The 25732-nt window shown below is 40.3% G+C and carries 19 protein-coding genes and 4 pseudogenes; 9 read left to right on the top strand and 14 right to left on the bottom strand.

All coding sequences use genetic code 11. The annotated features are described in order from the left end of the window. Positions 1 to 259: 259 nt before the first annotated feature. From MKI79_RS11500 to MKI79_RS11775, 3 genes and pseudogenes are all read right to left on the bottom strand, one after another. Positions 260 to 961, bottom strand: coding sequence for a response regulator transcription factor (locus MKI79_RS11500; protein WP_005096102.1), 702 nt, complete (start codon positions 959 to 961; stop codon positions 260 to 262). Continuing rightward, complete coding sequence (locus tag MKI79_RS11780) at positions 954 to 1856, bottom strand: sensor histidine kinase (RefSeq protein WP_407651652.1); 903 nt, start codon at positions 1854 to 1856, stop codon at positions 954 to 956. The genes MKI79_RS11500 and MKI79_RS11780 overlap by 8 nt, the downstream gene beginning before the upstream one ends. Positions 1857 to 2099: 243 nt before the next feature. Next, positions 2100 to 2246 (bottom strand): annotated as a pseudogene (locus MKI79_RS11775) (DUF4118 domain-containing protein); the annotation flags it as partial. Between the two features lie 432 nt (positions 2247 to 2678). Between MKI79_RS11775 and MKI79_RS11490 the strand changes: the two are divergent. The 3 genes from MKI79_RS11490 to MKI79_RS11480 all read left to right on the top strand — a co-directional run bounded on the left by MKI79_RS11490 (position 2679) and on the right by MKI79_RS11480 (position 6554). Continuing rightward, a complete protein-coding gene (locus tag MKI79_RS11490) occupies positions 2679 to 3800 on the top strand; it encodes an ABC transporter ATP-binding protein (RefSeq protein ID WP_241573799.1) in 1122 nt (373 codons plus the stop codon). A 25-nt stretch (positions 3801 to 3825) separates the two neighbouring features. Then, positions 3826 to 4842: an extracellular solute-binding protein gene (locus MKI79_RS11485; protein ID WP_241573798.1), complete on the top strand. Its 1017-nt coding sequence runs from the start codon at positions 3826 to 3828 to the stop codon at positions 4840 to 4842. 83 nt (positions 4843 to 4925) lie between these two features. After that, positions 4926 to 6554: an ABC transporter permease gene (locus tag MKI79_RS11480; RefSeq protein WP_241573793.1), complete on the top strand. Its 1629-nt coding sequence runs from the start codon at positions 4926 to 4928 to the stop codon at positions 6552 to 6554. 294 nt (positions 6555 to 6848) lie between these two features. Here the strand turns inward: MKI79_RS11480 and MKI79_RS11475 are convergent. Beyond that, a pseudogene (locus tag MKI79_RS11475) lies at positions 6849 to 7840 on the bottom strand (Fic family protein). Positions 7841 to 8039: 199 nt separating this feature from the next. On the opposite strand from MKI79_RS11475, the gene MKI79_RS11470 reads away from it, so the two are divergent. Both MKI79_RS11470 and MKI79_RS11465 read left to right on the top strand, forming a co-directional pair. Further along, positions 8040 to 8717 carry a cupin domain-containing protein gene (locus MKI79_RS11470; protein WP_241573790.1) on the top strand — a complete coding sequence of 226 codons (678 nt, stop codon included), beginning with the start codon at positions 8040 to 8042 and terminating at the stop codon, positions 8715 to 8717. A gap of 162 nt (positions 8718 to 8879) precedes the next feature. After that, positions 8880 to 9611, top strand: coding sequence for a Fic family protein (locus tag MKI79_RS11465; RefSeq protein ID WP_241573787.1), 732 nt, complete (start codon positions 8880 to 8882; stop codon positions 9609 to 9611). Between the two features lie 264 nt (positions 9612 to 9875). Here the strand turns inward: MKI79_RS11465 and MKI79_RS11460 are convergent, their stop codons facing one another. The 8 genes from MKI79_RS11460 to MKI79_RS11425 form a co-directional block, all read right to left on the bottom strand. Beyond that, a complete protein-coding gene (locus MKI79_RS11460) occupies positions 9876 to 10490 on the bottom strand; it encodes a hypothetical protein (RefSeq protein ID WP_241573784.1) in 615 nt (204 codons plus the stop codon). Next, positions 10483 to 11922, bottom strand: a complete 1440-nt coding sequence (locus tag MKI79_RS11455) for an alkaline phosphatase (protein ID WP_241573812.1) — start codon at positions 11920 to 11922, stop codon at positions 10483 to 10485. The genes MKI79_RS11460 and MKI79_RS11455 overlap by 8 nt, the downstream gene beginning before the upstream one ends. A 50-nt stretch (positions 11923 to 11972) precedes the next feature. Beyond that, positions 11973 to 13547, bottom strand: a complete 1575-nt coding sequence (locus tag MKI79_RS11450; RefSeq protein ID WP_407651650.1) for an alkaline phosphatase — start codon at positions 13545 to 13547, stop codon at positions 11973 to 11975. A gap of 12 nt (positions 13548 to 13559) precedes the next feature. Continuing rightward, positions 13560 to 14339, bottom strand: a complete 780-nt coding sequence (locus MKI79_RS11445) for an energy transducer TonB (RefSeq protein WP_241573782.1) — start codon at positions 14337 to 14339, stop codon at positions 13560 to 13562. Further along, positions 14336 to 14782 carry a protein TolR gene (gene tolR / locus MKI79_RS11440; protein ID WP_241573779.1) on the bottom strand — a complete coding sequence of 149 codons (447 nt, stop codon included), beginning with the start codon at positions 14780 to 14782 and terminating at the stop codon, positions 14336 to 14338. The genes MKI79_RS11445 and tolR overlap by 4 nt, the downstream gene beginning before the upstream one ends. A gap of 6 nt (positions 14783 to 14788) precedes the next feature. Then, positions 14789 to 15475, bottom strand: a complete 687-nt coding sequence (gene tolQ / locus MKI79_RS11435) for a protein TolQ (RefSeq protein WP_241573777.1) — start codon at positions 15473 to 15475, stop codon at positions 14789 to 14791. A gap of 72 nt (positions 15476 to 15547) precedes the next feature. Continuing rightward, positions 15548 to 17515 (bottom strand): phytase, encoded by a 1968-nt coding sequence (locus MKI79_RS11430; RefSeq protein WP_241573772.1) that lies wholly within the window; start codon positions 17513 to 17515, stop codon positions 15548 to 15550. A gap of 59 nt (positions 17516 to 17574) precedes the next feature. Continuing rightward, positions 17575 to 20034 carry a TonB-dependent receptor gene (locus MKI79_RS11425; protein ID WP_241573769.1) on the bottom strand — a complete coding sequence of 820 codons (2460 nt, stop codon included), beginning with the start codon at positions 20032 to 20034 and terminating at the stop codon, positions 17575 to 17577. Positions 20035 to 20391: 357 nt separating this feature from the next. Here MKI79_RS11425 and MKI79_RS11420 point away from each other — a divergent pair, with 357 nt between their 5' ends. Both MKI79_RS11420 and MKI79_RS11415 read left to right on the top strand, forming a co-directional pair. Next, on the top strand, positions 20392 to 21279 hold the full coding sequence (locus MKI79_RS11420) for a GGDEF domain-containing protein (protein WP_241573767.1): 888 nt from the start codon (positions 20392 to 20394) through the stop codon (positions 21277 to 21279). Next, complete coding sequence (locus MKI79_RS11415) at positions 21276 to 22265, top strand: helix-turn-helix transcriptional regulator (RefSeq protein ID WP_241573762.1); 990 nt, start codon at positions 21276 to 21278, stop codon at positions 22263 to 22265. Before MKI79_RS11420 ends, MKI79_RS11415 begins: the two co-directional genes overlap by 4 nt. Before the next feature lie 191 nt (positions 22266 to 22456). Here MKI79_RS11415 and MKI79_RS11410 read toward each other — a convergent pair. Next, a pseudogene (locus tag MKI79_RS11410) lies at positions 22457 to 22696 on the bottom strand (integrase core domain-containing protein); the annotation flags it as partial. Positions 22697 to 22885: 189 nt separating this feature from the next. Here MKI79_RS11410 and cml point away from each other — a divergent pair. Then, positions 22886 to 24151 carry a CmlA/FloR family chloramphenicol efflux MFS transporter gene (cml, locus tag MKI79_RS11405; RefSeq protein WP_020753574.1) on the top strand — a complete coding sequence of 422 codons (1266 nt, stop codon included), beginning with the start codon at positions 22886 to 22888 and terminating at the stop codon, positions 24149 to 24151. Beyond that, positions 24144 to 25349, top strand: a complete 1206-nt coding sequence (locus MKI79_RS11400) for an ISL3 family transposase (RefSeq protein WP_020753573.1) — start codon at positions 24144 to 24146, stop codon at positions 25347 to 25349. Before cml ends, MKI79_RS11400 begins: the two co-directional genes overlap by 8 nt. 3 nt (positions 25350 to 25352) lie before the next feature. On the opposite strand, the pseudogene MKI79_RS11395 reads toward MKI79_RS11400, so the two are convergent. After that, positions 25353 to 25664: pseudogene (locus tag MKI79_RS11395) on the bottom strand (IS481 family transposase); the annotation flags it as partial. Positions 25665 to 25732: the final 68 nt, after the last annotated feature.

Raw genomic sequence — 25732 nt, 5'->3', positions numbered from 1 at the left:
TCAACGTTCTCCATTAGATTATGAAAAGGCCCATCAAAAGATGGTTATGTGTGTCTAGAATTTTGGTGGCTATTCACTATGATCTTGACGTAAAGCTGAGTTCATAACCTCATTAACAAAATCCAAATCACTCATTAATTGGGCATATAGTTTGTAACCTACTTTGATCATTTTGATATTTTCAGATTGATACTGCTTCAAGGCTCGTTCAAGCTGATGGGTCGGCAATGTAACCATGTTCGCTCGTTTTCCTAAATATTCAGCTAGGTTTAGAGATAAATCTCAAACCAACGCCAGGTTCTGTAAAAATAAATTTTGGATCAATCGCATTGTCACCTAGCTTATTTCTAAGCTTAGCAACCAGAATACGTAAATAATGTGTGTTTTCAGCATGGGACGGTCCCCATAGGCGTTTAATGATCTGAGATTGAGTGAGCAATTTCCCTTCTTGACTGACCAGAAGCTCTAAAAGTTCAAATTCTTTTTTTGTTAAATTAACACTGACATTTTCAAGCAATACTTCTCGGGTTTGAAAATCAATACGAAGACTTTCACTTTCATAAGTTGATACAGGTTTAATCAATTGTTGAGAAACACGTAATAAAGCCCGGATGCGAGCCATAAGTTCATTTACGCTAAAGGGCTTAGTCACATAATCATTTGCACCAGCATCAAATAATTCAATTTTTTCTATTTCATTTGATCGGGCAGACAGCACTATGACTGGCACCTGAGATTTTTTTCTAATTTTTATCAGAACTTCTTTCCCATCCATATCAGGTAAGCCTAGATCTAAAATCACGATATGTATTTGCTCTTGATCAATTAGATTTAAAGCATCTTGTCCTCGACAAGCAGATAAGCATTTAAGTTCCTGCGCACGTAAGGCAATATTCAGAAATTTCTGAATTTGAACTTCATCATCAACGACTAAAATGCGTCCCTCAAAATTATCATCCATCAATATCACCCTTTGCATTGATCTCAAATTGGGAGAATCGCAATGTTACACATGACCCAGAAGTAACCAAGGATTTTGAAATAATGATCTCAGATTCATGTGCAGTCATAATAGCCTTGACAATAGAAAGTCCTAAGCCCATTCCATTCTTATCATTTTTAGATTGTTCACCTCTAAAAAACTTATCAAACACAAATGGAATTTCTTTATCTATAAAACCATAACCTTCATCATGAATAGCAATTTCTAGGTGATCTTGATAATGAACATGCACTTCAATATTTTTATAGTTTGAATACTTGCTGGCATTATCCAAAATATTGAAAATTGCCTGCTCAAGAAGGGGAGCATCAACAAATAAATCACACTCCTCTTCAAGCAAATAAATATGAATAACCTGAGCAGGTCTATAGCGTTTTAAGCGACGTACCGCTGCTCCAATTAACTCATCTACGCCTACCCACTCCTTGTTGAGTTTAATTGTTTCATTACCCAATTTTGTCATATTCAAGAGACTTTCAATGTACTGATCTAAACGCTCTGATTCAGTTTGCAAGGTATCCATTAGAGTCCGCTTATCGTCAGCGCTTAAATATGCCTCATAACTTTTATATGTTTCCGCAGCACCCTTAATACTTGCAAGTGGTGTTCTTAAATCATGTGATATTGAAGAGAGAATCGTAGAACGGAGGTGTTCGGCCTGAGCTAATATTTTAGCTTCTTCTAATTGCTCAGCAAGCATGGTTCTAGCCAAAACTTGTGAAATATAATCAATAATCAGTTCTAAAAATGTGCGTTCTAAATTCAACTTAGTGCCAGTACCAAGTTTATGAATATATATTTGACCAAACATTCTATCTTGGCTGATTAAAGGAAGTGAGCTCCCCTTGTCCAAAGATAAGATATCTTTCTTATCAGTTTGACCTTCTTGTATCTTGATTTTTTTATTATTTTCCTCTGCACTAGTTACAAATAAAGTATCGGATTCATTTAATTCAATCTGAGCCGTTATTCCTAAATGCTCCAATAGAAAACTTTCAGTAGTTTGGATAACTTCGCTCGATGTAAGTGCTACAGAGAGCTGGCGTCCAATCTTAACCAATAGTTCTGTCTGATGATTAGCTTTTTGCAGTTCAAGAATTTTTTTTCGCAACCTGTTCGCTAATCTTCCAGCAATCAAAGCAGATATAAAAAATGCTAAGAGAGTAACAATGCCCTGTTTAGCAAATACATCGAAAGAATTAAATGGTTGTAAAAAAAAGAAATCATAGGATATAAAAAAATGGCTGCTGCTAAGACTGCAACAGCCATACTAAAACGAGACGCTAAATATACGACAGCTGTAAGAAAAATTAGGGAATAATCATCCACACCGAAGTAATGATCACACATCTTAGCGAGGAAAACGCTAAAAAATGTAACCACAGATGTTATTAACGCCTCTCTCTTGGAGATCTTAAATCTATTGAAATTTATACCAACGCGTGGAGATGCCATCAGTTACATATTCCAAATTAGATTTTTTCAAGTTAAAGATAGTTGCCAAAAGCGTCAAGTGCCATACCCGTAACACTTTTGACAATAAAAATATTAGTTACATTTATTTCATTTGGTCGTAAAAATTGCGTAAATTTTTAAATGGGTCTACAAACATTCAATGATATTCAAAACAATTATCAGTTATCATTTAGATAAGAATTAATACTTCGAGCTCAGTATGAACATGTATGCAGGATCTTCTGCCAGTATTTTAACAATTAAAGGTCTAAGCAAAAAATTTGGCCAACGCTTTGCTGTCAGTCAGGCAACATGGTCTGCGGATCAAGGGCAGATCATCTGCTTACTTGGACATTCAGGTTGTGGTAAAACGACAATGCTACGTTTAATTGCTGGATTAGAAACACCGACAAATGGCTCGATTCAACTTGAACAAAATATTTTATGGAATGAAGAGCAACAGATTCCAGCAGAATCTCGAAATATTGGTCTAGTATTTCAGGATTATGCCCTGTTCCCCCATTTAAGCGTGCTTGAAAATGTGATGTTTGGGTTAAAAAAATTTCCTAAAGGCCAGCAACAAGAAATGGCAGAACAAGCTTTAAAACATGTTTCAATGCACCATCATATGCGTAGTTATCCACACACCTTATCAGGCGGTGAACAACAGCGTGTTGCATTAGCACGTGCTTTAGCTCCAAAGCCGCATGTACTTCTTATGGATGAACCATTTTCCAATTTGGATCATCGCCTACGTGATCAAATCCGACAAAATACCATCCAGCTTTTAAAAAATACCCAGACTACCACCGTGATCGTCACACATGATCCTGAAGAAGCATTACAGATTGCAGATCAAATTATCTTGATGCATCAGGGAAAAATCATTCAAATTGGATCACCTAAACAACTTTATTTGCAGCCATCTACACTATTTGCTGCACGATATTTCTCGGTATTGAATGAGACCCTAGCATATTACGAAAATCAACAAATTCAAACGCTCTTTGGGCGTCATCCTTTACCAAAACATTTAACTGGCAAAGAAAAATCAATTTCATGTTGTTTCCGTCCTAAACAGGTTCAGATCCATCATCAACCTGTTGTAGGAGCAGTTGCTGCTCGAGTCATCTCATCTAGTTATTTAGGTCAAGCCTATCAGTTGCGCTTAGAAATCATCTTTGAATCGATGATTATTTTTGCCCATGTCGATGATCAATACGAATATTCAGCAAATGATCAGGTATATATCTCGGTAAACCTGTCTGCTTGTTATTTCTTCGAATCTGAAGATGAGTTAGATGTGAATAAAAGTTTTGTAAAGCTTGAATACTCTATTTAAATTTGTATTAACTAGGAAATAAGTCATGAAATCAATTTCAAAAATTCCTCTCATTTTGACTGGCTTGACTGCGTTGTGTGGAAGCTGGGTGAATGCAGCTGAAGTCAACCTTTATACCACGCGTGAACCTGCACTGATTCAACCGCTCTTAAAAGAATTTACCCAAAAAACTGGGGTAAAGGTCAATACGGTTTTTATCAAAGATGGTTTACTTGAACGTGTTAAAGTTGAAGGTCGACGCTCCCCTGCAGATGTGATGCTTACAGTCGACTTCGGTAATCTGGTAGATTTGGTTTCAAATGGTTTAACACAACGTGTTGATTCTAAAGTCCTTAACTCCTCAATACCGGCAAATTTACGCGCAGCAAATGGACATTGGTATGCATTATCCATGCGTGCACGAGCAGTATACGTGTCTAAAGATCGTGCGCCTTTGACTGCAATCTCATATGAAGATTTAGCTCATCCTAAGTGGAACGGTAAAATCTGTATCCGCTCTGGCAACCATCCTTATAACACTGGTCTAATTGCAGCCTATATCGCGCATTATGGTGAAAAAGAGGCTGAAAAATGGCTACGTGGTATCAAAGCCAACTTAGCTCGTCCTGCAAGTGGTGGGGATCGTGATGTTGCTCGAGATATTCTTGGCAAGATTTGTGATATTGGTGTAGCAAATACCTATTATGTCGGCAATATGCGTGAAGGCGACCCAGAGCAACAACGTTGGGGTAATGCGATTAACGTTGTCCTGCCGAAATTTAAAAATAGCGGTACGCATGTGAATGTTTCAGGTGCCGTTGTTTCTAAATATGCACCTAATCGCAAAGAAGCAGTTCAACTATTAGAGTTCTTAGCCTCGGATCATGCTCAAGCCATCTATGCAAAAAGTGGATTTGAGTATCCAGTTAAACCTGGAGTTAGCGTTGACCCGATTATTGCAAGCTTTGGCAAACTACAAGTGGATTCTATACGCTTAAGTGATATTGCTCGACACCGCAAAACAGCCAATATGCTGGTGGATAAAGTCCAGTTTAATCGTTAATTTCCGATAAACTCACAGGGAGGCTTTCTCCTTCCTGTAAGTCCTAATTTCAATTTAATATTGCATCAGACCTATACACTTTAATGTCAATAACAAAATCTGCATTTCGTTCTTTAATATCGCTCAGTGGACTATTGACGCTTCTCGCCTGTTTACCTGTTTTCGGATTAGTTTGGACAGCCTTACAGGGCAATAATGAGATTTGGGATCATCTGATTCGCTTTGTAATTCCAGCGACCTTAATCGATACGTTTATGCTTCTTTTTGGGGTAGGTTTTCTAACGATATTGATTGGCACAGGCAGTGCCTGGATTGTTACAGCCTATCAATTTCGGGGACGTTCAATTCTCGATTGGGCGTTGCTTTTACCACTTGCAGTACCGACTTATATTATCGCTTATAGCTATATCGACATTCTCCACCCTATCGGACCAGTTCAAAGTCTGTTAAGGGATGGTCTCGGCTTAGATATGCAACAATTATGGTTCCCAAACATTCGATCAGTTTGGGGAGGCATTTTTTTACTAAGCTTCGTACTTTATCCGTATGTGTATTTAAGCACTCGTGCCATGTTTTTAATGCAATCGGCTAGTCTAATCGAGGTCGCTCGAAGTCTAGGTCTTAATCCTAATAAGGTCTTATTAAAAGTTGCCATCCCCCTTGCTCGACCGGCAATTGCAGTAGGTACAAGCTTGGTATTAATGGAAACAATTAATGATATTGGTGCAACTGAATTTCTTGGTATTAACACGCTCACATTATCCATTTATTCAACATGGATAAATCAGTCTGATCTTGCTAGTGCCGCACAAATTGCTATTTTCATGCTGATGTTCATTACCTTCTTAGTTTTAATAGAAAGGTTAGGACGTCAGAAACAGCGTTATATGAACTCAGCTCAACGTAGTCGACTCATGCCTGCCCGACATATTACTGGCCGTAAAGCTCTACTATTATTTGGACTTGGAATGATTCCCGTAGTCATTGGATTCGTTATTCCATTTTGCCATTTAATTGTAGAGTCTTATAAGCGCATACAATATGCGGGCTTCTCGGATTCCCTATTAGAAGCTTCGGTAAATACACTGAGCCTAGCGAGTGTAGCAACCTTCTTTACGATCCTCATCGGCTTTTTGATCGTCAGCTCAGCACGATTTAGCCAAAATATATGGTTTAGCCGTATTGCTAGCCTCGGTTATGCAATTCCAGGAACAGTACTCGCAATTGGTCTGATGCTGTCCTTAGGCGCTATTGATCATGCAATCGCAGATTTTCTCGAATTCAAGCTTGGTATATCGACGGGTTTACTATTATTGGGCACGAGTGGCATCTTAATTTACGCCTACACGGTTCGTTTTTTGGCTATTTCAATTGGTAGTATAGAGTCTGGGTATAATCGTATTCATGGAGTACTTGATGATGCTGCTCGTAATTTAGGACAAAATAAACGAGGCATTTTGTGGCGCGTTCATTTCCCTTTATTGGCTCCGGCCATCCTCTCTGCTGCCTTATTAGTCTTCGTAGATGCAATGAAAGAGTTACCTGCAACACTTCTACTTAGACCAATTAATATGGAAACACTCGCGACTCAACTCTATGCAGAAGCATCAAGAGGAGCCTATGAAGATGGTGCAATAGCCGCTCTACTCATTGTATTAGTCGGCTTAATTCCCGTTATTTTACTTGCTCGAATGGGTAAAACGAATAGATAAATGAATCGAAATTCACATAAATAATCGAAGTGAAAAGGTGGCGTCAATCGAGCTCAAATCCTAACCCATTCATTCTAAATATATTTTATTGAATAAAAAAATTCATTGACCCAATTTTGACCTGAATTAGATTTAGTGCATTGAATCACTTTAAAATCTTGTTCAAATCCGAATTCAGGATTTGAAGTGACGTACGGCATTATAGCAGAAAATTACACCTAAAAATAAATGTAATGTTATAACATTACAATTAACTCATTATGATATTAATAATCACATCAAACTCAGTATAGTTCAATTTTTTAATTTGTACATTTGCTTAGGACTCTTAGGCTTATCAGGAAGGGTACGTTCAATCACACCTGCTTCTAATGCTGGAGTTAAATAATTTTTTTGGAATGTGGCTCGATGGGACAAGTCCAATAGCGCCATAAGCTCAGTTAAGCTATATTCCTTCTGCTCCATCTTCTGGACGAGACGTTTAACTTGATCGCTAACTTGTACGCTAGCTTGAGCGGTATCTTGATCGCTGGCATCAGAACTGAGTATTGCATCTAAAATCATCTGCAAAATAAACTCAATAAAAGGTGCTGAATCTGAACGATCTGTGCTCGCTTGCAATGCATCGTAATAAGCTTTTTGGTTTTGATAAATCAAGCTTTCTACAGGGATGTTGAGAAAATAGGATTCCACTGGCTTAAGATTAAAGTTTGCCATAAACGCCCCATCCGCCCATTGCCAACAGCAAATGGATGTATAAACTCAAATTCATAATGAAATACTGAACTCTGAATTAATGGGTGCTCATTACCTTCAGCCAACCACTGTAATAACTCTCTCATTAAACGCTGGACTTGATTTGCAGGTGGAGCCATATGCACGACTCGATCCCCTGACATCACACCAACACCGCCATGACGATACTGTCCAATTTCATCAATCAGTCCTGTCATCAATATTTGATGTGCTTTCAGCAAATGCGATTCTTGATCAGGATTCCAATCTTGAATTTCTTCATATGCCTTTAGGGCATTAGGTACCTCTTGAACTTCTTTAGGTGGAGCGATAATGGTCTTGCCATTCAGAATCGCTGTGATTTACTCTGTACTCAAGGTATTTCCTTCTATCGCTAAAGACCCTTGAATCGTTCGAATACGATTGGCTTTTCGCAATTTAAGGCTATCTTGGATTTGAGTTAATGCAGTCAAACGCCCTATTGATTCACTAATTTGTGCAATCAAGTGAATAATTTTAGAGGTGATCGTATAAGGCGGTTGATATTTCATGCCATTCCTCATTGATGTAAAAACAAAGCACAGTTGATTAAACTCTAAAATATTAATATTTCATAGCTTAGTGGGTAATATCTGCTATTAACCTGCTTATCTTTTCTGAAACAGTGAGATAACTCATCGCTATTTCTTTTAAAATAAACCTGTGCATTCTCGTTAAAATACGTAGGTTTCTTCATTACAGGACAACATTATGTTTATTCATGCCGACTTCTCACAACCCGTCATCATCAAGCCAGAGGATTACCATTGGGTGAAATCTCCAGGAGGTGAAGTCGACAGAATGATGCTTGATCGTATTGGCGATGAGAAAGCACGTGCAACTAGTCTTGTGAAATACGCACCAGAATCTACCTTTCCTGAACATCAACATCCTTTGGGTGAAGAAGTCCTCATCTTGTCAGGCATTTTTACCGAGAATGCTGAAGATGATTATCAGGCAGGCTGGTATTTACGTAACCCTCATCGTTCAACTCATCGGGTTTCCAGTAAAGCAGGTTGTTTAATCTTTGTGAAACTGATGCAAATGACTGAACATGAGATAGAGTCCACCCGAATTAATACCAATGATCCAGCGAATTGGAAGCTTACCGAACATCGGATGATATGCCCGCTATTTCAATCGGAACATGAGCAGACCTATTTAGAAAAGCTAAAACCTGCTCAGATTTTCGAAGAGAAATCAGAACAAGGGATTGAATTGTTCATTATCAAAGGTCAATTATTTTGCGGCACTGAAATATATCCAGCAGGTTCGTGGGTCCGTCTTCCCCTCAATAGTGCTGCTAAATTTCAGGCAGGTCCATCAGGCGCAACGCTTTATGTCAAAACTGGTCATCTACAACATGCCATAGATGCGTGGGTGAAATGAACAATAATGTGTTTCCAAAATGAAGCTGTCTCGTGTCTAGAATACTTGGAGCAGTCCACTTACCACTTTTAAAACCCATACAAAATGTAATGATATATCACTACATTTCTGATCTTTCTTTTTTCATGTGTTATTGACTAAGACAAATTCAGGGATAAGGTTATGTTTGAAACTATTGATGATTTAAAGAAAAAATTAGATCAACATCGCCCTCTCTCTCCATCAATTGTCAAAAATTTACAAGAAGATCTTATTCTGCGTTGGACGTATCATTCGAATGCAATTGAAGGTAATACACTCACCCTGCTAGAAACAAAAGTAGTACTGGAAGGTATTACTGTTGGTGGAAAGGCATTAAGTGAACACTTCGAAGCGATCAACCATAGAAATGCAATTTACTATGTTGAAGATATCATTCGGAAAGAGGAGCCTTTTTCTGAATGGCAAATTCGTAATATCCATCAGCCCATTCTAAAAAACATCGATGATGACAATACAGGACGCTATCGCCAGCAAAATGTATTGATCTCGGGTGCTACGTCTACCCCGCCTGATTACACATTATTAAATGACAAGATAGCTCAATTCGTAGACTGGTATAATAGTGAAGCACATAAGCTGCATCCAATTGAACGTGCAGCCAAAGTACATGCTGATTTTGTAGGTATTCATCCATTCATTGATGGCAATGGCCGTGCATCACGTCTATTGATGAATCTTGAATTGCTTAAAGCTGGTTATCCCCCTTGTGTAATAACAGTTGAAAACCGATTGGCCTACTATGAGGCCCTAGATCAATGGATGGCTTATGGAAAAACTGAAGCATTTATACAGTTGGTTTCTGAAGCTGTACTTGAAGGATTTAAACCTTATCAAGTTGTATTGGGCATTTAATCGGCTTGATCGGTGTATTGATCCCTAGTACTAGATACCATCCACAATTGCATCTAAAATCATTTGTAAAATAAACTCATTAGATGCTGTAACACTGAAGATATGAGCGGTACAAAGAATATCGCTAGTGACTCATAAATCCGTGGTGATTTACTCAATCAATTTCAATCTGATGAGCGAACAGATTCTGTCTATACTGAGTTGTACGACACTATAGGCTGCAGTTTTTTGAACATATAGAAATATATATGCTTTCTGAACAGATCAATCACTAAAGTCATCATACTGTTTTAAATTAAGTTTATACAATTTGTCCCAATCCATTTCTTGAGATGGTAATGGTTTTACTTGGAAAGAGTTATAGCCTTTAAGATGGGTAGATTTATAATTTGTAACAATATTGCGTTGACTATCATAGTCTAGATGAGTGTACTCATTTTTTATATTGTTCTTCGGTGTTGTTGGTTGTGGTAAAAGAGAGGAGTAACACTCCCAACAATTACGAAAGCCCAAAATTTCCTGATTAATATCATGAAGATGAATACGTTGATTTGCATCAAAGTCAATTAATTGAATGGTCAAATTCTTGGTTCTAGGCTGCTTAGCTACCCAGATGGACATGTTTGAAATATCAAAATGTTGATGCTTGCCTATATCGTTATAAGAATCACTAGGCAATCTATTTAAACGTTTGATAAGAATGTTGCCCTGATCACGAATCATCAGATTTGAATATCGTTCAATTCGTGTAATACCATCATGTCCTTGCTGTAGGTTTTCATAATCAATTTGAAAATGTTCAGCAGCGCGCGCGGAAGTCACAGGGATCCATAAAATGATCAACGCTAAACTGAATACGGATTTACATTTATTATTCATGATCAGTAAACCCTAGCGCCTTGATTATTTGTTGATAGACCCAGGTATTATCCTGAGTACCTTTGAATAAATGAGCATTTTTCCCATCAGCAAATAACATTACATCACCCCCCCCATGTGTTTCAGACCGATTAAGTTGTACACCAACAGCTTGTTGGTAATTATCATCAAATACCTGAGATCCAGTTACACTTTGCTGAATATTTTCTCTTTGCCGCTTACCATTGCCAAAAACTAAAACGGTATTGGTATTACCATTCACGTCAAGTGAAGGAGCATGTAGTTTGCCATCTGCCATTTTTTTAGCTAATGCATCTGGTTGTGTTGTTATATTATAGTGATAATTTAAACCTAAAATACCTGGCTGATTTGGCGTGGTCTTTCCTGTTAGCGCATTGTACCCATTAAAAGTCATGACATGATCATGGTCTGCAGTGACAACAATTAAGGTATTACTGAGATCTACCTGCTGTATAGCTGCATGAATGGCTTCATCAAAAGCTTTAGTTTCATGTAATGCGCGTTTGGCATTATTGGCATGCAAAGCATGATCAATACGTCCCGATTCCACCATTAAAAACCATCCACGTCCCTTAGACTGTGCTTCAAGCATTTGAATAGATTTTAAAGTCATCTCAGACAAACTCGGTTGTTCCACAATATTTTTGTTGATTCGATCTAGGTCATAATGCAGATGAGACGTCGCTGAAAATAGCCCCAGAATTTTTTGATTAGGATTAGCTTGCTGAAGGGCTGATGCTGTTTCTACATATTGATACTTTTGAGTTTGCATTTCCTGAATTAAATGTCGTTGATCAGCACGGCCCTGTGGATTGTTGATAGCATGGTAAGGTGTCCAATGGTTACGACCACCCCCCATGAGTACATGAATCCCCTCTTTAAGTTTTGGGTTATACCCCAATCCATTTGGTACTGCCTGTACTGCAATATCAAACTTTGCATCACGATGACAAATATGAGCATAGGTTGCCGCAGGCGTTGCATGGGTTAACTCTGCAGTGGTCACCACACCAACCGCTTTACCTCGTTGTATTGCTAACTCTAAAAGAGATGGAACTGTTTGTTCAGCTATTCGAGGTTGGCATAAATTAATGGCGTTATGAATACTCTGACCATTCGCAAGTTTTAAATCTTTGGGTTCTTTTGCGAGAGTGCCAGTAGGCATGGAAATCACATCATTTTTGTTTTTTAAGCCCGTCATATAGGCACCCATAGATGGAGCACTATCTGTAGTTTGTGCATCTTCAGAATAAGTTTTAATGCGAGCACTATGTTTTAGTCGATCTATTGTAAGCTTACCAGCCTCACCAACTGCGTAAATCCGACTTGCGGATACTGTCGTAGGTCCCATCCCATCGCCAAGAAAAAAGATAATATTTTTTGCAGGAATATTAGATGGTGGATCAGCCATTACAGATGTACAGCCACATAATGAAATCAACAACATACTGAATTTAGATTTCATTTCTCAAATTCCATAATCTGATTAAGTCGAAAAAAGACGTCAATATTTTCCAAACTACCTGAAAATTGATCTGAACCTTGACCTATTGCCCCTAGAAAAACATCTGTGCCACCATGGGTCTCAGAATCCTTAAAACCAGTTTGGATAACGGCCTCCTGCTGAAAATCATCTGCAGCTGCACCTGTACACCATCCCTGATAGGAGGGTGTATAACTAAATGTATAGGATGAGGTATTCATCACAGGACGACATTCATCATCATCACGTAATTGAGTTACCGAATCATCATTTCGATTTAGAGTTGGACGCTTTTTCCCATTGCCAAAACTAATGACTGGATAGGGATTACCATTAATGTCTCGTGTTAATCCATTTTGGTTTTTTACAAGTCCGAGTACACTAGTTTTCTGTCTTGGCAGATAAGGGCCAGTACGCTCTACATAGCCATTCAACATGAGCGTGTGATCATGGTCGGCAGTGATGATAATTAAACTATTTTCGAGCAGAGGATCTTTAATTTTCAGAAAATCAATGGTTGCCTGTAGTGTGTCATCTAGCGCAATCACATCCTGAAGTGCTCGTTTTGCATTGGTATCATGCAATGCATGGTCAATCCTCCCTCCTTCAACCATCAGAAAAAAACCCTTGGTATTAGATGAAAGCTTCTGTAAAGCTATTAAGGTCATTTCCTTCAGGCTAGGTTCATTTATCTGTTTGTTCTGACGGTCTAGATCGTAATTTAAGTGGGAGTCATTGAAGAGGCCTATGATTTTGCGCTGATCTGCAGGATCTAAACTGTTCAGTTGACTACGATTTTCAACAACTTGATAGTCCTGTTTTTTAAGTTCTTTTAAGAGATTACGACCATCTTGGCGTTTCCCTCCAGACTCTGTTGTCAGGAAGTGGCGTTTCCCTCCCCCAAGAATGACATCAATTCCATTTTTTAAACGCGTGTTGTAATTGCTATATCGATCTGCTTTTATCTTACTCGGTACCAATTGTGCAGCGATTTCATTTTCTGCATCACGGTGACAGATATGAGCATAAGTCGATGCAGGGGTTGCATGCGTCACTCGAGTTGTGGTCACAATTCCTGTTGCGTATTGGGCGGAAATTGCCTTTTCAAGCAAGGTTTCACTAAAAGCTTTGTTACGGTTTACTGGATCTGTATCACATTGCTGCTGTCCATTTTTTAGTTCAACGGCATTAGTTCCTGTTTGCATTGAAATGACTTCATTTTTCATTTTTACGCCGGTCATATAGGCTCCCATAGAGGGGGCACTATCAGTGACTTGAGCATTTTCTGAAAATGTTCGGACAAATGCTGTTTCTGGCAATTGATCAATGCTTAAACTCCCTGATTCACCGACCTTATAAATTCTTGCTGCAGTCAATGTCGTGATGCCCATTCCATCACCAATAAAGAACACTACTTGTTTAGGAGCTTTCACAGACATTTGACGACTAGAAACCTGTGTATCAGGAATGCCTTGGCAACCTATAAGCATACTGGTGCAGAATGAAACTCCTAGAAGTTTAAACGAGGACAGGTAATGCAAGGAGGTGAGCATATTTAGTGGCCTTTATTCAATTCGATATTCAAAGTTATTTCTAATTTTAGGTACTTCAACAGCCTGACCATTAACAATATGTGGCTGGTATTTGAACTGACGAGCCGCATTGAGTGAAGGGCGAATGAACACAGGATCACAGTCAGATAAGGCCTTAGGGTTAATAACGTGCCCTTGGGTATTCACGCTATATTCGATAGTACAGTTCCCTTCAAGTTCATTTTCCAAAGCACGCATTGGATAATCAGGTTTAAGCTTTGAAATCGGTTTATAGTTTTTCTCATCAAAGGTTGGAGGCGTTTTAACCTTTTCAGTCGCTGCAGGCTTATTTACAGGTGTAGCGGTGTTTGTTGAGACATCAGACTTGATGGGTGTAGGGGTAATATTTTTAGGCTCTTCAGCAGTGGAAGATATTATAGAAGCTGAATCATTAGTTGATGTTTTTTTAACAACTGCTTTGTCTAGGTTACTTGGTGAAGGTTTGTTTTGAGGTTGTGGCTTTGATGTCTGATTTGTTTTGACAGGTTCAGCCTGTTGAGGCGGTAAGGGCTGAACAGGGGTTGCTAAGGGTTGAGTCACTTTTGGTTCAGGTTGAGCGTGTTCAACTTGAGGTGAAGATACTGTAGTTTTGGGAAGCTGTACAAATTTAACCTGTACAGTTTTTGGCTCTACCTCTTTAATAGAACTATCAAAGTTCTGATTCAATAAACTGTAAATCACAGTTGCATGCAGTAGCGCAGTGATAGATAGAGCGACAGCAGAGCTAGAGTTGATCTGTGAGATACTGTTCACTGAACTTGCTCCTCAGTCACTAAGCCTAATTGCTCAACACCACTTTGTTGCAAAATACCAATCGTCTGAGCAACAAGTTCATAATTGGCAGTACTGTCAGCACGAATGAAAACTTGCAGGTCCTGAGGATTCTGTAACAATGGAGATAACTTCTCTTTCATTTCTGCCAAGTTGGTTGCCCGATCTGTCACTTGTTTTGTATCGACAGTTTCCCCAACATTCCAGTAGTATTGCCCTTCTTCCTGAATAGAAATAGTGATTACTTTCTGATCTTTAGGGGTGACCAATGTTTCTGCTTCTAGATTTGGTAAGTTCACTTTAATCCCCTGGGTGAGCATGGGTGCAGTGACCATAAAAATTACAAGCAGCACTAACATCACGTCGATATAAGGAACGACGTTCATTTCTGCGTTGAGCGCACGCTTTTTCTGACGTTTCTGCATCTGTTGTTAATTTCCTGCTTGTAAAAAACGTAGCATTCGAGTTTGTAACGCATTTCCGAAACTGTAGTAGCTATTAGAAATTTTTTCTGCACGTGCGCTTAGGCGGTTATAGGCAATCACAGCAGGAATAGCTGCAAATAAACCAATGGCTGTAGCAATCAAAGCTTCTGCAATACCAGGAGCTACAGCAGAAAGTGTTGCTTGCTCAAGTTGTGATAGACCAATAAAAGAATTCATGATGCCCCATACAGTTCCAAATAAACCGATATATGGGCTGACTGAACCAACTGTCGCAAGAAAGCTCAAGTGCTTTTCCAGTTTTTCTTCCTGTTCCGTGACACTGCTTAAAAGACGACGCTCAACTTGATCCGTTACCTCGACTGATGAAACCGAAGTTGTGGCATTTCTGAGGGCATTAAACTCATCTAGTCCAGCTTGGTAGATTTGTTCTAAACCACACATTTTTTGTTCAGATTCTTCTACCATGCTAAGAGGAAATTGTTGTTGGTGGAAATGCCCTAAGAATACTTTATTTGCTAATGCTTCCTGACGCAGTTTGATCCCCTGCTTAATAATGACATACCAACTAATGACCGATGCGCACAATAATATCAGCATGACCATTTGAACAAGTAAACTGGCATGGCTAATCAGTTCCCATACTGAAAGCTGTGCCGTAGTTGTATTTGACATAAAAACCTCAATAAAATCATAATTTAATTCGAATATAGGTACAGCACGGTGCACTGTACCTGATGAAAAGTGTTATTCCAGGCCTAAGGCTTGAGCAATCTTTTCCCATGCTACATACTTATAGTTCTGATTCCCTTCTGGCATCCGCTTACGACCATCTTGAACAACCAACATACCTTGCTTCCAGACCCCACCCAGATTTTCTGAAGTCACTTCCAGCCCATCTGTTTCAGATACAGCATCAATCTCAGAGTTTAAATTGGCTGAAATTTTAAATTTTCCACGTAGTTGATATGGTGCTTCAGCATCGACTACAACGTAGCTGTCATCTCCTTGACTAGAAATGACCAAATAATCGCGTACTTTCCCTTTATAGATTGCAAGTCCTTCAACATCTGCCTTTACATGTTCTCCAACGCTAATAACGTTTTGCAGATTGATTTGCTGCGGATCATTCAGTTTTGTAGTCCAAACAGCTTTATCCTCTTCTCCGACATAAATACGATCATTTTCATCATCAACTACGCAACCTTCTGGCTGTGATGCAACTTTGAATCTGAGTACCTCCTGTGCAGTTAGGCCTTTAGAATTATTTTGAATTTTGTACTGTACAAAAGTTCCATTTTTATCGTTTGGTATTGCAAAGGTGTCACCTTGTCGATTCTGATACATACAGAATCCGTATATATCCTGTAGGTCTGTAGGAAGTTTTCCTAAATCCTTAACTTGTCCTGTTTTTTGATGAATACTAAACAGATGCAAGCTGTTTTGATCACGATTAGTAGCAATCGCTAGATCTACTTTCTGTTGCCCAAGTTTGAAATTCGGTCGAATATCAACATTATTCAGACGTCCTACTTTCAAGTATTGCAACTGTTTACCTTGCAAATCATAGACTGCAAGCCCACCCTGCTTATCTGTGCCCAATACACGTGATAGATTAGGGTTTGTTGGATTAATCCAGATTGCAGGATCATCTGCTGCATCTCCACTGTTAGGCACCAAATCAGTTTCGACATCTGCTGGTAGGGCTAATGCAGTCTGCGTAGAAGGCAGTTTCTGAGTGGTCCAATCAAGATCCAACATTTTGATTTCGCCGTCTACGAGCAGGAGTTGTTTTTTATCTTGGTTACCTTTTAGGTGAATACGTTCTGCCTCATCCACATTTTGTAAAGTGACTGGCGGAAGCTTTTCCCAAGATGTTCCTTTTATGCTGTAGCGGTAAAGGATCGCTTTTGACTCATCTATTGCTGCTAGAGCATTATCTATTAAACTCAGTCCACTGATATTCCCAAGTATAGAGCCATGTGGATCGTTTAAATCAACGGGATATCGGATGAGGTCTGCTTCAGGGTCTGCCTCATAAGACCAAATTCCTACGTTTTCTTCATTAATATAGAGCTTGGCATTATGGTCATCTACGACACAAAAACTACTATTAGGTGGCAAGCTCATTTTACGGATAAAACGAGGAGTAATTTGCGCTGAATCTTTGGACTGAATCATCCATTGCTCCCCAACCCCTTCTTCACCGATAAAGAAGCTATAAAGAGACTGATCGGAAGTAACATATAGACAATTATCTTCAGTTTTAAACTTACGTACAGGGAGATAGGTAGGTTTTGCCCAGGTGCCTGCTTTAATATTAAAATTAAAAATTACAGGCTGCTGTATAGAGAGATCTGTAGTCTGAATAATGAGCTGATTATTAATTATTCGATAATCAATTTTACTAAAAGAGCCAGGAATATGCTGTACACGTTGACGGTCTTTATTCCACAGGCTTAAACCTTCAATTTTACTAGAAGTAATCACCTGAGCATCTGAACCTATGATCTCGATCCAATGAGCATCCTCTACTTTAATAGGTAATTTAAAAACTTGATCAACTTGAAGAGCGGGCTGATCTAGTTCTGAAAGGATATGCTCAGATTGCAGAGAGCTGCTGATATGTTTTTGCTGAGTTGGACTAGTGGATACACAGCCAGATAAAGTCAAAAATGCTGCACAAAAAGCGCTCAATTTAAAAAGTGTTGTCATGAATTTCCTCGAATTAAAAAAGAACCCAAAGCCAATCTGGCTTTGGGTGAGCTAAAGGCTTAGAAGTGTGTGAATTTCAGACCAACTTTATAGCTTGGACCGTATTCTTCATATTGAGCGTTATAATTACGGTTGCTGTTATAGTTGTAATACACTTCATCAGTAAGATTCTGAGCATTAATGAACAGTTGTATTTTTTTGTTAAAATTCACATGTCCACTAAAATCAAGAAATACTTGATCATCGGTATATAAATCTTTCTCAGGATCATCGACATCCGAAACTTCATTGAGATAACGTGATTTATAGTTGGCCGCAAGACGTAGGCCGAACAGATCATTTTCCCAACCAATCATGGCATTGCCTACAACTTTGGATTGGTGTGGAAAGTTAATGGTTCTGGTCATTAGTTCACCATCTACCATGCCATCAATATCTGCTTTAGCACGGCTGAAAGTACTATTTAAGCCAAAGATAAAGTTGTTCCATTTTTGGCTATAACCCAGTTCTACACCATAAATTTTAGCAGATGAGCCGTTTTTAAAAGTTAGTGCCTCATCAAAATTAGCCCAGTCCCCTGTACCTGCTACATTGGAGTTATAAATAAAGTGATCAATATCTTTATAGAACGCATTCATGGAAATTACGCTGGCATCACCAAAGTATTTCTCTACACCTAAATCGAAGTTGGAAGCTTCCAGCGGTTTAAGATTTGGATTACCAAACTCGGCTTCATCACCATCAATATAAATCCCTGGTCGTGACTGTTCGAAGTTCGGACGTACCACAGTATTGGTCCATGCGGCTCTTAAAATAGCATCGCTACTCAACTGATATTTAAGATGCAGGCTCGGTAACCAGTGATCATAATCATTTTGGGTCGAAACAGCCGTGTTTTCACCATCCAGAATCCGATAGCCTTGTGTTTCAAAATCGGTATCTTCATAGCGTAAACCCGCAATGACCCGTAACCGATCAAAATCAATTGTATTCATGAAATATGCCGCATGAATATCTTCGGAGCTTTTATAGTCATTAATTACGGATTCTTCATCATCAACCCAATCTTCTAGGTTCAATTGAGCCAGTTGATTATGGATTGGAGCACTAGACAACGTTGGGCCGAACTGTGCAAGTTCATAGTGACCATTTTGTCCAAAATGTGCAGGTAAAGTTTGTAAATCCTCTACTTTCCAGATATCTGTATTATTCGTTTTAGTTCGCTGGCTGACTTTTGCCCCAAATTTGAAGATAGATGCATAATCGTTGAGCAGATAATCGCGGCTCAGATCGAATTTGGCATTTTTCTCTTTATCTTTGGCTGTGCTTTTTTCCAATTCTACTTCATCGAGTTCATATTGGCTTGGGTCATAGAAGCTGGCCGCGCCTTTCACGACAGGAATACGCGTGCTTGAATATTGCAGATCATCAAATTCACCGACAAATCCGGCACCGGCAATACCGCCCGGATTCTTTTCCGAGGCTTCGCTATAGCCGAGCTGAGCTTCAAGCGTCCACTGATCAAAACGGTTTTTACCGCCTAGCACAAAGGATTTAATTTCCTGGGTTTCTTCACGTTCTTTCAGTTCACGAACTACTTCTGCACTGCCTGGTGTATTTATGGCGAGCGGATCGGAAAATTCAACACCTGCAGCCTGACGGGTTTCATTGTCCTGGAAGCGGCTATATAAGGTACGTAAATAGTATTCACTGTTCTTATTTGGTCGAAAATCGAAATTCAGGCCTGCGCCCAGACGTTCACGTTCAATATCATATTGACGCATTTCTGTTTCTTCGAGCAGGCCATCCTCCCATTTCCCTCCGGTTTCAACGTTATCTGAACCAAAGGTACGCTCTTGCCAGCTCAGGGCTGCAGCGACACCAAAATTATCGGTGCCGGAACCGAGACTAAATTTCTGGCTCACCGCACCTGATACTTTCGGGCTATATTCTTCACGTTTTTCATCATAACCGCCTTCAACTGCAGCCGTATAAAACAGGCCGTCATGATCAAACGCCGACAGACTTTCAACCTGAATGGTCCCGCCCAGTGAGTTTGCATCCATATCTGGGGTCAAAGTTTTAACAACAGTTAATGACTGTACAAGTTCTGCTGGCAATACATCTAGCGCAACTCCACGTCGTCCTGCTTCTGGTGCTGGGACTAAGGTGCCGTTAATAGTGACGGTATTCAGATCAGCTCCTAAACCTCGTACAGTCACAAAACGACCTTCACCTTGGTCACGTTCTGTAGAAACACCAGGAATACGTTGTAGTGCTTCAGCAGCGTTGTCATCTGGCAGCTTCGCAATAGCATCGGCATGTACTACACTAGCTATAGAGTTTGATTTTCGTTGTTCTTTCAAGGCTTCATTAATACTTGCTGCTTGACCTACAACACGAACATATTCAGTTTTTGTTTCTGCAGCCATACTTTGACCAATAGCTGTTATACATAAAACTAAGGTAGTGACTTTAAAAGTGAAAGGTGCTTTTTTCTTACTGCGATGAGAGCTCATTTGTTATTTCCCCAAAAAGCGCAACGGTTGTTTGTGGAGCACCTTAAATATGCATAATGACTGAATGATGACAGGAAAAAAATCTAAAAATCAGAGAATAAACTTTTTAGATCATTTTGAGCTAATTTGATGGGACTATATCTTTGATTGCTCAAGTAGACTGAACTAAGTGAAAGTGAATTATAGAATTAAAAGGGAGTTAAGTAGATTTTTGATATTTACAGTGAGCTAATTTGAAAAGTGAAAAAAAATATATTTGCAATGAAACTGTCATAGAATGCTGATTAGATTTATCAAAACAATAACCACACCCCTGCTATGTTAAAACCCTTTCTACACTATCCACGACACTTTTTATTGATTATCACTGTTGCTCTGATCTGCTTAGCTTCATTTATTATTTTTGGTAGTTTCAAAACTCAAAATGAAATTCAGGTCATAGATATTCTTGGAGAGGGGATGGCCTGTATACTCGTTTTATTATGGATTTATCTAATTCTTAAAAGTCGCCCAAGAGGATATGTGACGCGCTACTTCTATTGTGGGTTGGTATGTGTATTTTTGGCTTTATGGATGGATGTACTGGATGAATTTATATCAATACCCGACTCACTGATTTGGGATGATTTATTAGAATCATTTACCACACCAATCGGCTTTATTGTACTTACTACTGCTATGATTAATTGGCACAAAGAACAATTGGTATTGTCCAAAAAGCTACAGACCAAAGAGCATGTATTTCGCGATCATCGTTTATTTGATGCAATTACCCCCTTGGCAGATGCTCAATACTTTAAACAACAATTACAATATGAAATAAGTCAGCGAAATAATTCAGAGAAAAACATACATTTGATGATGATCAATCTAAAAAATTTAACTTTGATCAATAGACAATTTGGTTTTGAATCAGGTAATCAAGTGCTCTCTATGATTGCTCAGACGATAAGTATGAACATAAGACCTTGTGACTTAGTTTGTCGTTTAGCAGGAGATAAGTTTATTTTGATGTTACTTGATTTGACAGAAATACAAGTCGAAATAATGGCTAGCGAATTACAAAAATGTATTCAGTCACAAATATTTTATTCATCTGATAATTTTCGTAAATTTAAAATAGATTGCAGCTATAGCATTAGTCAAGTACATCAAGAAAATCCAGCTGTAGAAATCCAAAAACTATATAAAAAAATTAAAAATCAGCAGCATCGAAAGCTAAACAATGTAATGGTTTCGGTATGAGCTATCAAAACGATCAATTGATTTTACCCACATATCTGGCCCCTGCATTATTGATTGATTTAGCTGAGCAATACGGTGTAAATCCCAATATTATTTTAAAGGGAACGCCCGTTTTTCTTGAGAGTTTGATCACAGAGAATCATGCTGTAAGTTTAGAACAACTGATACAAATGATACGAAATATGCATGAGAGTATTGCTCATCCAGAAGTTCAATTTCTGTTTGGGCAACGTTATATTGAAACTTTAACCCATCCTGCATTATATGCAATTGCTTACAGTCAGAATATAAAAGAAGCCGTACAACGCTATGTTGAATTTCATATATTCCTAACACCATGGTGCATTCCAGTTGCATTTTATTCGGAAAAAAAGATCATTCTATTCTGGTTAAATAATCAGGAGATTCATGCTAATTATTTAGCAATTAGTGCTATGACCGCTCTTCGGTCTATTTTGTTGAATAGCATGCAAGAGGAATTGAATATTACTTATAGTTTTGTGGGTGCAGAGCCAAACTTTATTGAACAATTCTGGGAACATCTTGGAGAGGACATCAAGTTTAACAACCTTGTCAATGCCATGCATATCGATATTTGTGAGAGCCAACAAAAGCAGAGTTATCAAACTAGTGCAATGCGTCAAGCTTATTATCGACAAGCAAAGTTGGTACAACAGCAATTAGGATTAGAACTGAGTTTTCTTCAAAAAGTTTTTAATTTTCTTATTCGCAATATTCACCAAGTACCGAATCTTGAGGAATGTGCTGAATATTTTCAAATGAGTATTGCTAGTTTTAAAAGAAGATTGCATAAAAATCATACTAGTTATCAGCAACTATTAGACCAAGCTAGATTATTCACATCAATACAATTAAAAGAATTACATCATTATAGTGATGAGAGAATAGCAAACTATTTAAATATTAATGATATACATAATTTTAAAAGGGCATTTAAGCGCTGGAGTAGCCTAGTTACATCCTAATTGAGCTATTTCTGTTTGGCTGGACTTGGACTGAATAGCAACTTATGTGTGTGATTCATAGACATCATTTCAATATAATTGGTGTCTATGAACAGAGAAATTCAACAAAGACTCGTATGGGTTAAAATATTTGAAGTGTACTAGCTCAAACCTGATCTGACAGTTACCCATTTTTTATTGTGCCTGTCAGGTTAAATTTGAGCTAAATTCTTCTCAGCCCAAATCCGTTTTCCATCAAGTAAAGTTTCAAGTGGTGTACGACCACAGCACATTTTTCCTTGATGAGTCCGTTCAGTATTATAGAATTTCAGCCAATCGTCTAGATCAACTTGTAATTCTTCCAATGAGCGATAAAGCTTCTTCCTAAACGTAATTTGATATAACTCCTGCAAAATCGTCTTATGGAAACGCTCACAGATACCATTTTTTTGGTTCTTTGCACTTTAGCGTGAAGATTGTTACGATATGGACTCATCCATGAGATAACCCGCACATGAGCGCTACCAAGAAAGCAGACAAGTAAGCCGCAGCAACCTTCGTTTTCGGTTGTTGCGGCGTTCTCAAGAACCTAGTTGCTCTGCAAGAGCGCCGCCAAATTCTTAACTTAAGGAGATGGCTTCGTGCGCTCAAAAGATTTTTCTTGGCGGTATTCTCTTCCCGCCACGCTATTGCTGTTATCACCATTCGATTTGCTGGCGTCACTGGGCATGGATATGTACCTGCCCGTGGTGCCTTTCATGGCGGATGCACTTGGGTCCGGTGCAGGGACGATCCAGCTGACGTTGACGGCATACCTGGTTTTGCTTGGAGCCGGACAGCTTCTCTTCGGCCCACTGTCGGATCGGCTGGGTCGCCGCCCCGTTTTACTTGGTGGCGGGATTGCCTATATTGCGGCTTCATTCGGCCTCACCGTAGTTTCATCGCCAGAACTTTTTCTGAGCTTCCGCGTTCTTCAGGCCTGCGGCGCTTCGGCATGTCTCGTTTCCACTTTCGCGACGGTACGCGACATCTATTCGGGCCGTGAGGAAAGCAACGTCATCTATGGCTTGCTCGGCTCTATGCTTGCGATGGTTCCTGCGATAGGCCCACTGCTAGGAGCGCTGGTCGACGCGTGGCTCGGATGGCGCGCAATCTTCGGCTTGCTAGGGATGGCAATGATAGGCGCTGTTATCGCAGCCTGGCGACTCTGGCCAGAGACTCGGCGGCACCGGACGGCAGACCTACAGTGGTCGCAGCTATTGACTCCTGTGAAACACCTGAACTTCTGGCTGTACACGCTCTGTTACAGCGCGGGGATGGGCAGCTTTTTCGTCTTTTTCTCGACCGCCCCCTGGCTAATGATGGGGAGGCAAGGGTTATCGCAACTTAGCTTCAGCTTGCTATTTGCTACAGTGGCCATCGCTATGATGGCTACAGCGCGAATCATGGGACGACTGATTCCCCGGTGGGGAAGCCTGAAGACCTTACGAGTGGGAATGGGGTGTCTGATGGCGGGAGCGCTGTTGCTCGCTGTTGGCGAGACATTGGCACCGGTCTCGGTGCTTGGCTTCATCGCCCCGATGTGGCTCGTGGGTGTTGGTATCGCCACTGCGGTATCGGTGGCACCCAATGCCGCTCTTCGAGGTTTCGATCATATCGCTGGGACCGCTACAGCAGTCTACTTCTGTTTGGGTGGACTACTGTTAGGGATTATCGGGACACTCATTATTACGCTTTTATCGACTGGTACCACCTGGCCGATCATCGCTTATTGCCTCATCCTCGCAACAGCAGTGCTTTGTCTGTCCTGCATCAATCCCAACAGACGCCATCTCAGCCAAGAAGAACATGATGCCTTGGCGCTACAAGGCACCGATAGCGCGCAATCGGTCCATGATCATGACTAGCGCTGATGTTTGGAGCCTGTTCTGGAAGGGCTTTTCGCCAGCGTCTCATGGGCTTCTAGATGAACAGACTTTGCTGATCCGTCTTACACACGACGAGGAGCATACGCCAATTTGTAGCCGATGCGATTGCCCTTGTTTCCTGGTACATGACATCAATTGGCGCCGAGTTCGCGAGTCACCAATTATGCAGTATCGCGTCGAGTTGGATGTACCTGTGCGGCGGCTGCGTTGTCCACAATGCGGTCCAACCAGAGAGCGGATCGATTGGCTACCACCGCGCTCCCGTATTACGCAATCATTGCGCAACTGGATTGAGAAATTAGTACAGATGCTGCCCGTCAGTCATGTTGCCAATCTTTTGGGCTTGCATTGGCATACAGTCAAGACTATTGACATGGAGCGGCTCAAACGTGATTTGCACGAGCCAGATCGAAGTCGATTGCGCCGCCTGATGATGGACGAATTCGCCTTGCACAAGGGTCATCGCTACGCCACGGTGGTCGCCTGTGCCGACACCCAGCAAGTGGTGTGGATTGGCGAGGGCCGCTCGCGTGAGGCGATCCGGCCGTTCTTCGAGTGGTTAGGCGATGCCCGGAACCAGATCGAGGCAGTGGCCATGGACATGAACTCAGCCTTCGATCTTGAAGTGAAGGCCCAGTGCCCCAACGCGGTGGTGGTCTACGACCTGTTCCATGTGGTGGCTAAGTATGGCCGCGAAGTGATGGATAGAGTGCGAGTTGATCAGGCCAATCAACTGCGAGATGACAAGGTCGCCCGCAAGGTGATCAAAAGCAGCCGTTGGATACTGTTACGCAATGCTGACAACCTTGAGCCCGAGCAGGCGGTCAAGCTGGACGAACTCCTGGCCGCCAATGCGTTCTTGACTACGGTGTACGTGCTCAAGGACCAACTTAAGACGCTATGGTTTGCGGAAAGCGAGACGACGGCCAGAAGCGCCTGGCGGGAATGGGCCGGCATGGCCCTCGGTAGCGGAATTGATGCTTTGGTACGATTTGCCAAGAAGCTGGAGCCATATATGGAGGGTATCGTTTCCAGTGCCCTCCACCGGCTGAACACCAGCGTGCTGGAGGGCATGAACAACCGGATCAAAGTCATTAAGCGGATGGCCTATGGATACCGCGACACGGACTACTTCTTCCTCAAGATCCGTGCTGCATTTCCCGGCAAAGTGCGATGAACTATTTTTTTGCGGTGAAGCTGCTTTTGTCTTCGTGTGATCAATATCATTAACTGCCAGATACAACTCATAGTCATGTTGTTCTACCTTACCGCAATACTCAGTACCTCTGTCTGTGAGGATGCGAAGCATTGGTAAGTCCTGAGATTGATAGAATGGCAACACACGATCATTGAGTAAATCAGCCGCTGTAATCGGTGTTTTTGTTGTATAGAGCTTGCAATGAACGACCTTGCTATAAGTGTCGATGAATGTTTGTTGGTAGATTCGTCCAACACCTTTGAGATTTCCGACATAAAAGGTGTCTGAATAGCCACCAAAATTCTAGACACACATAACCATCTTTTGATGGGCCTTTTCATAATCTAATGGAGAACGTTGAC

It is taken from the genome of Acinetobacter sedimenti (assembly GCF_022601685.1).
Lineage (GTDB): Bacteria > Pseudomonadota > Gammaproteobacteria > Pseudomonadales > Moraxellaceae > Acinetobacter > Acinetobacter sedimenti.
This window is presented reverse-complemented; position numbering and strand designations above follow the sequence as displayed.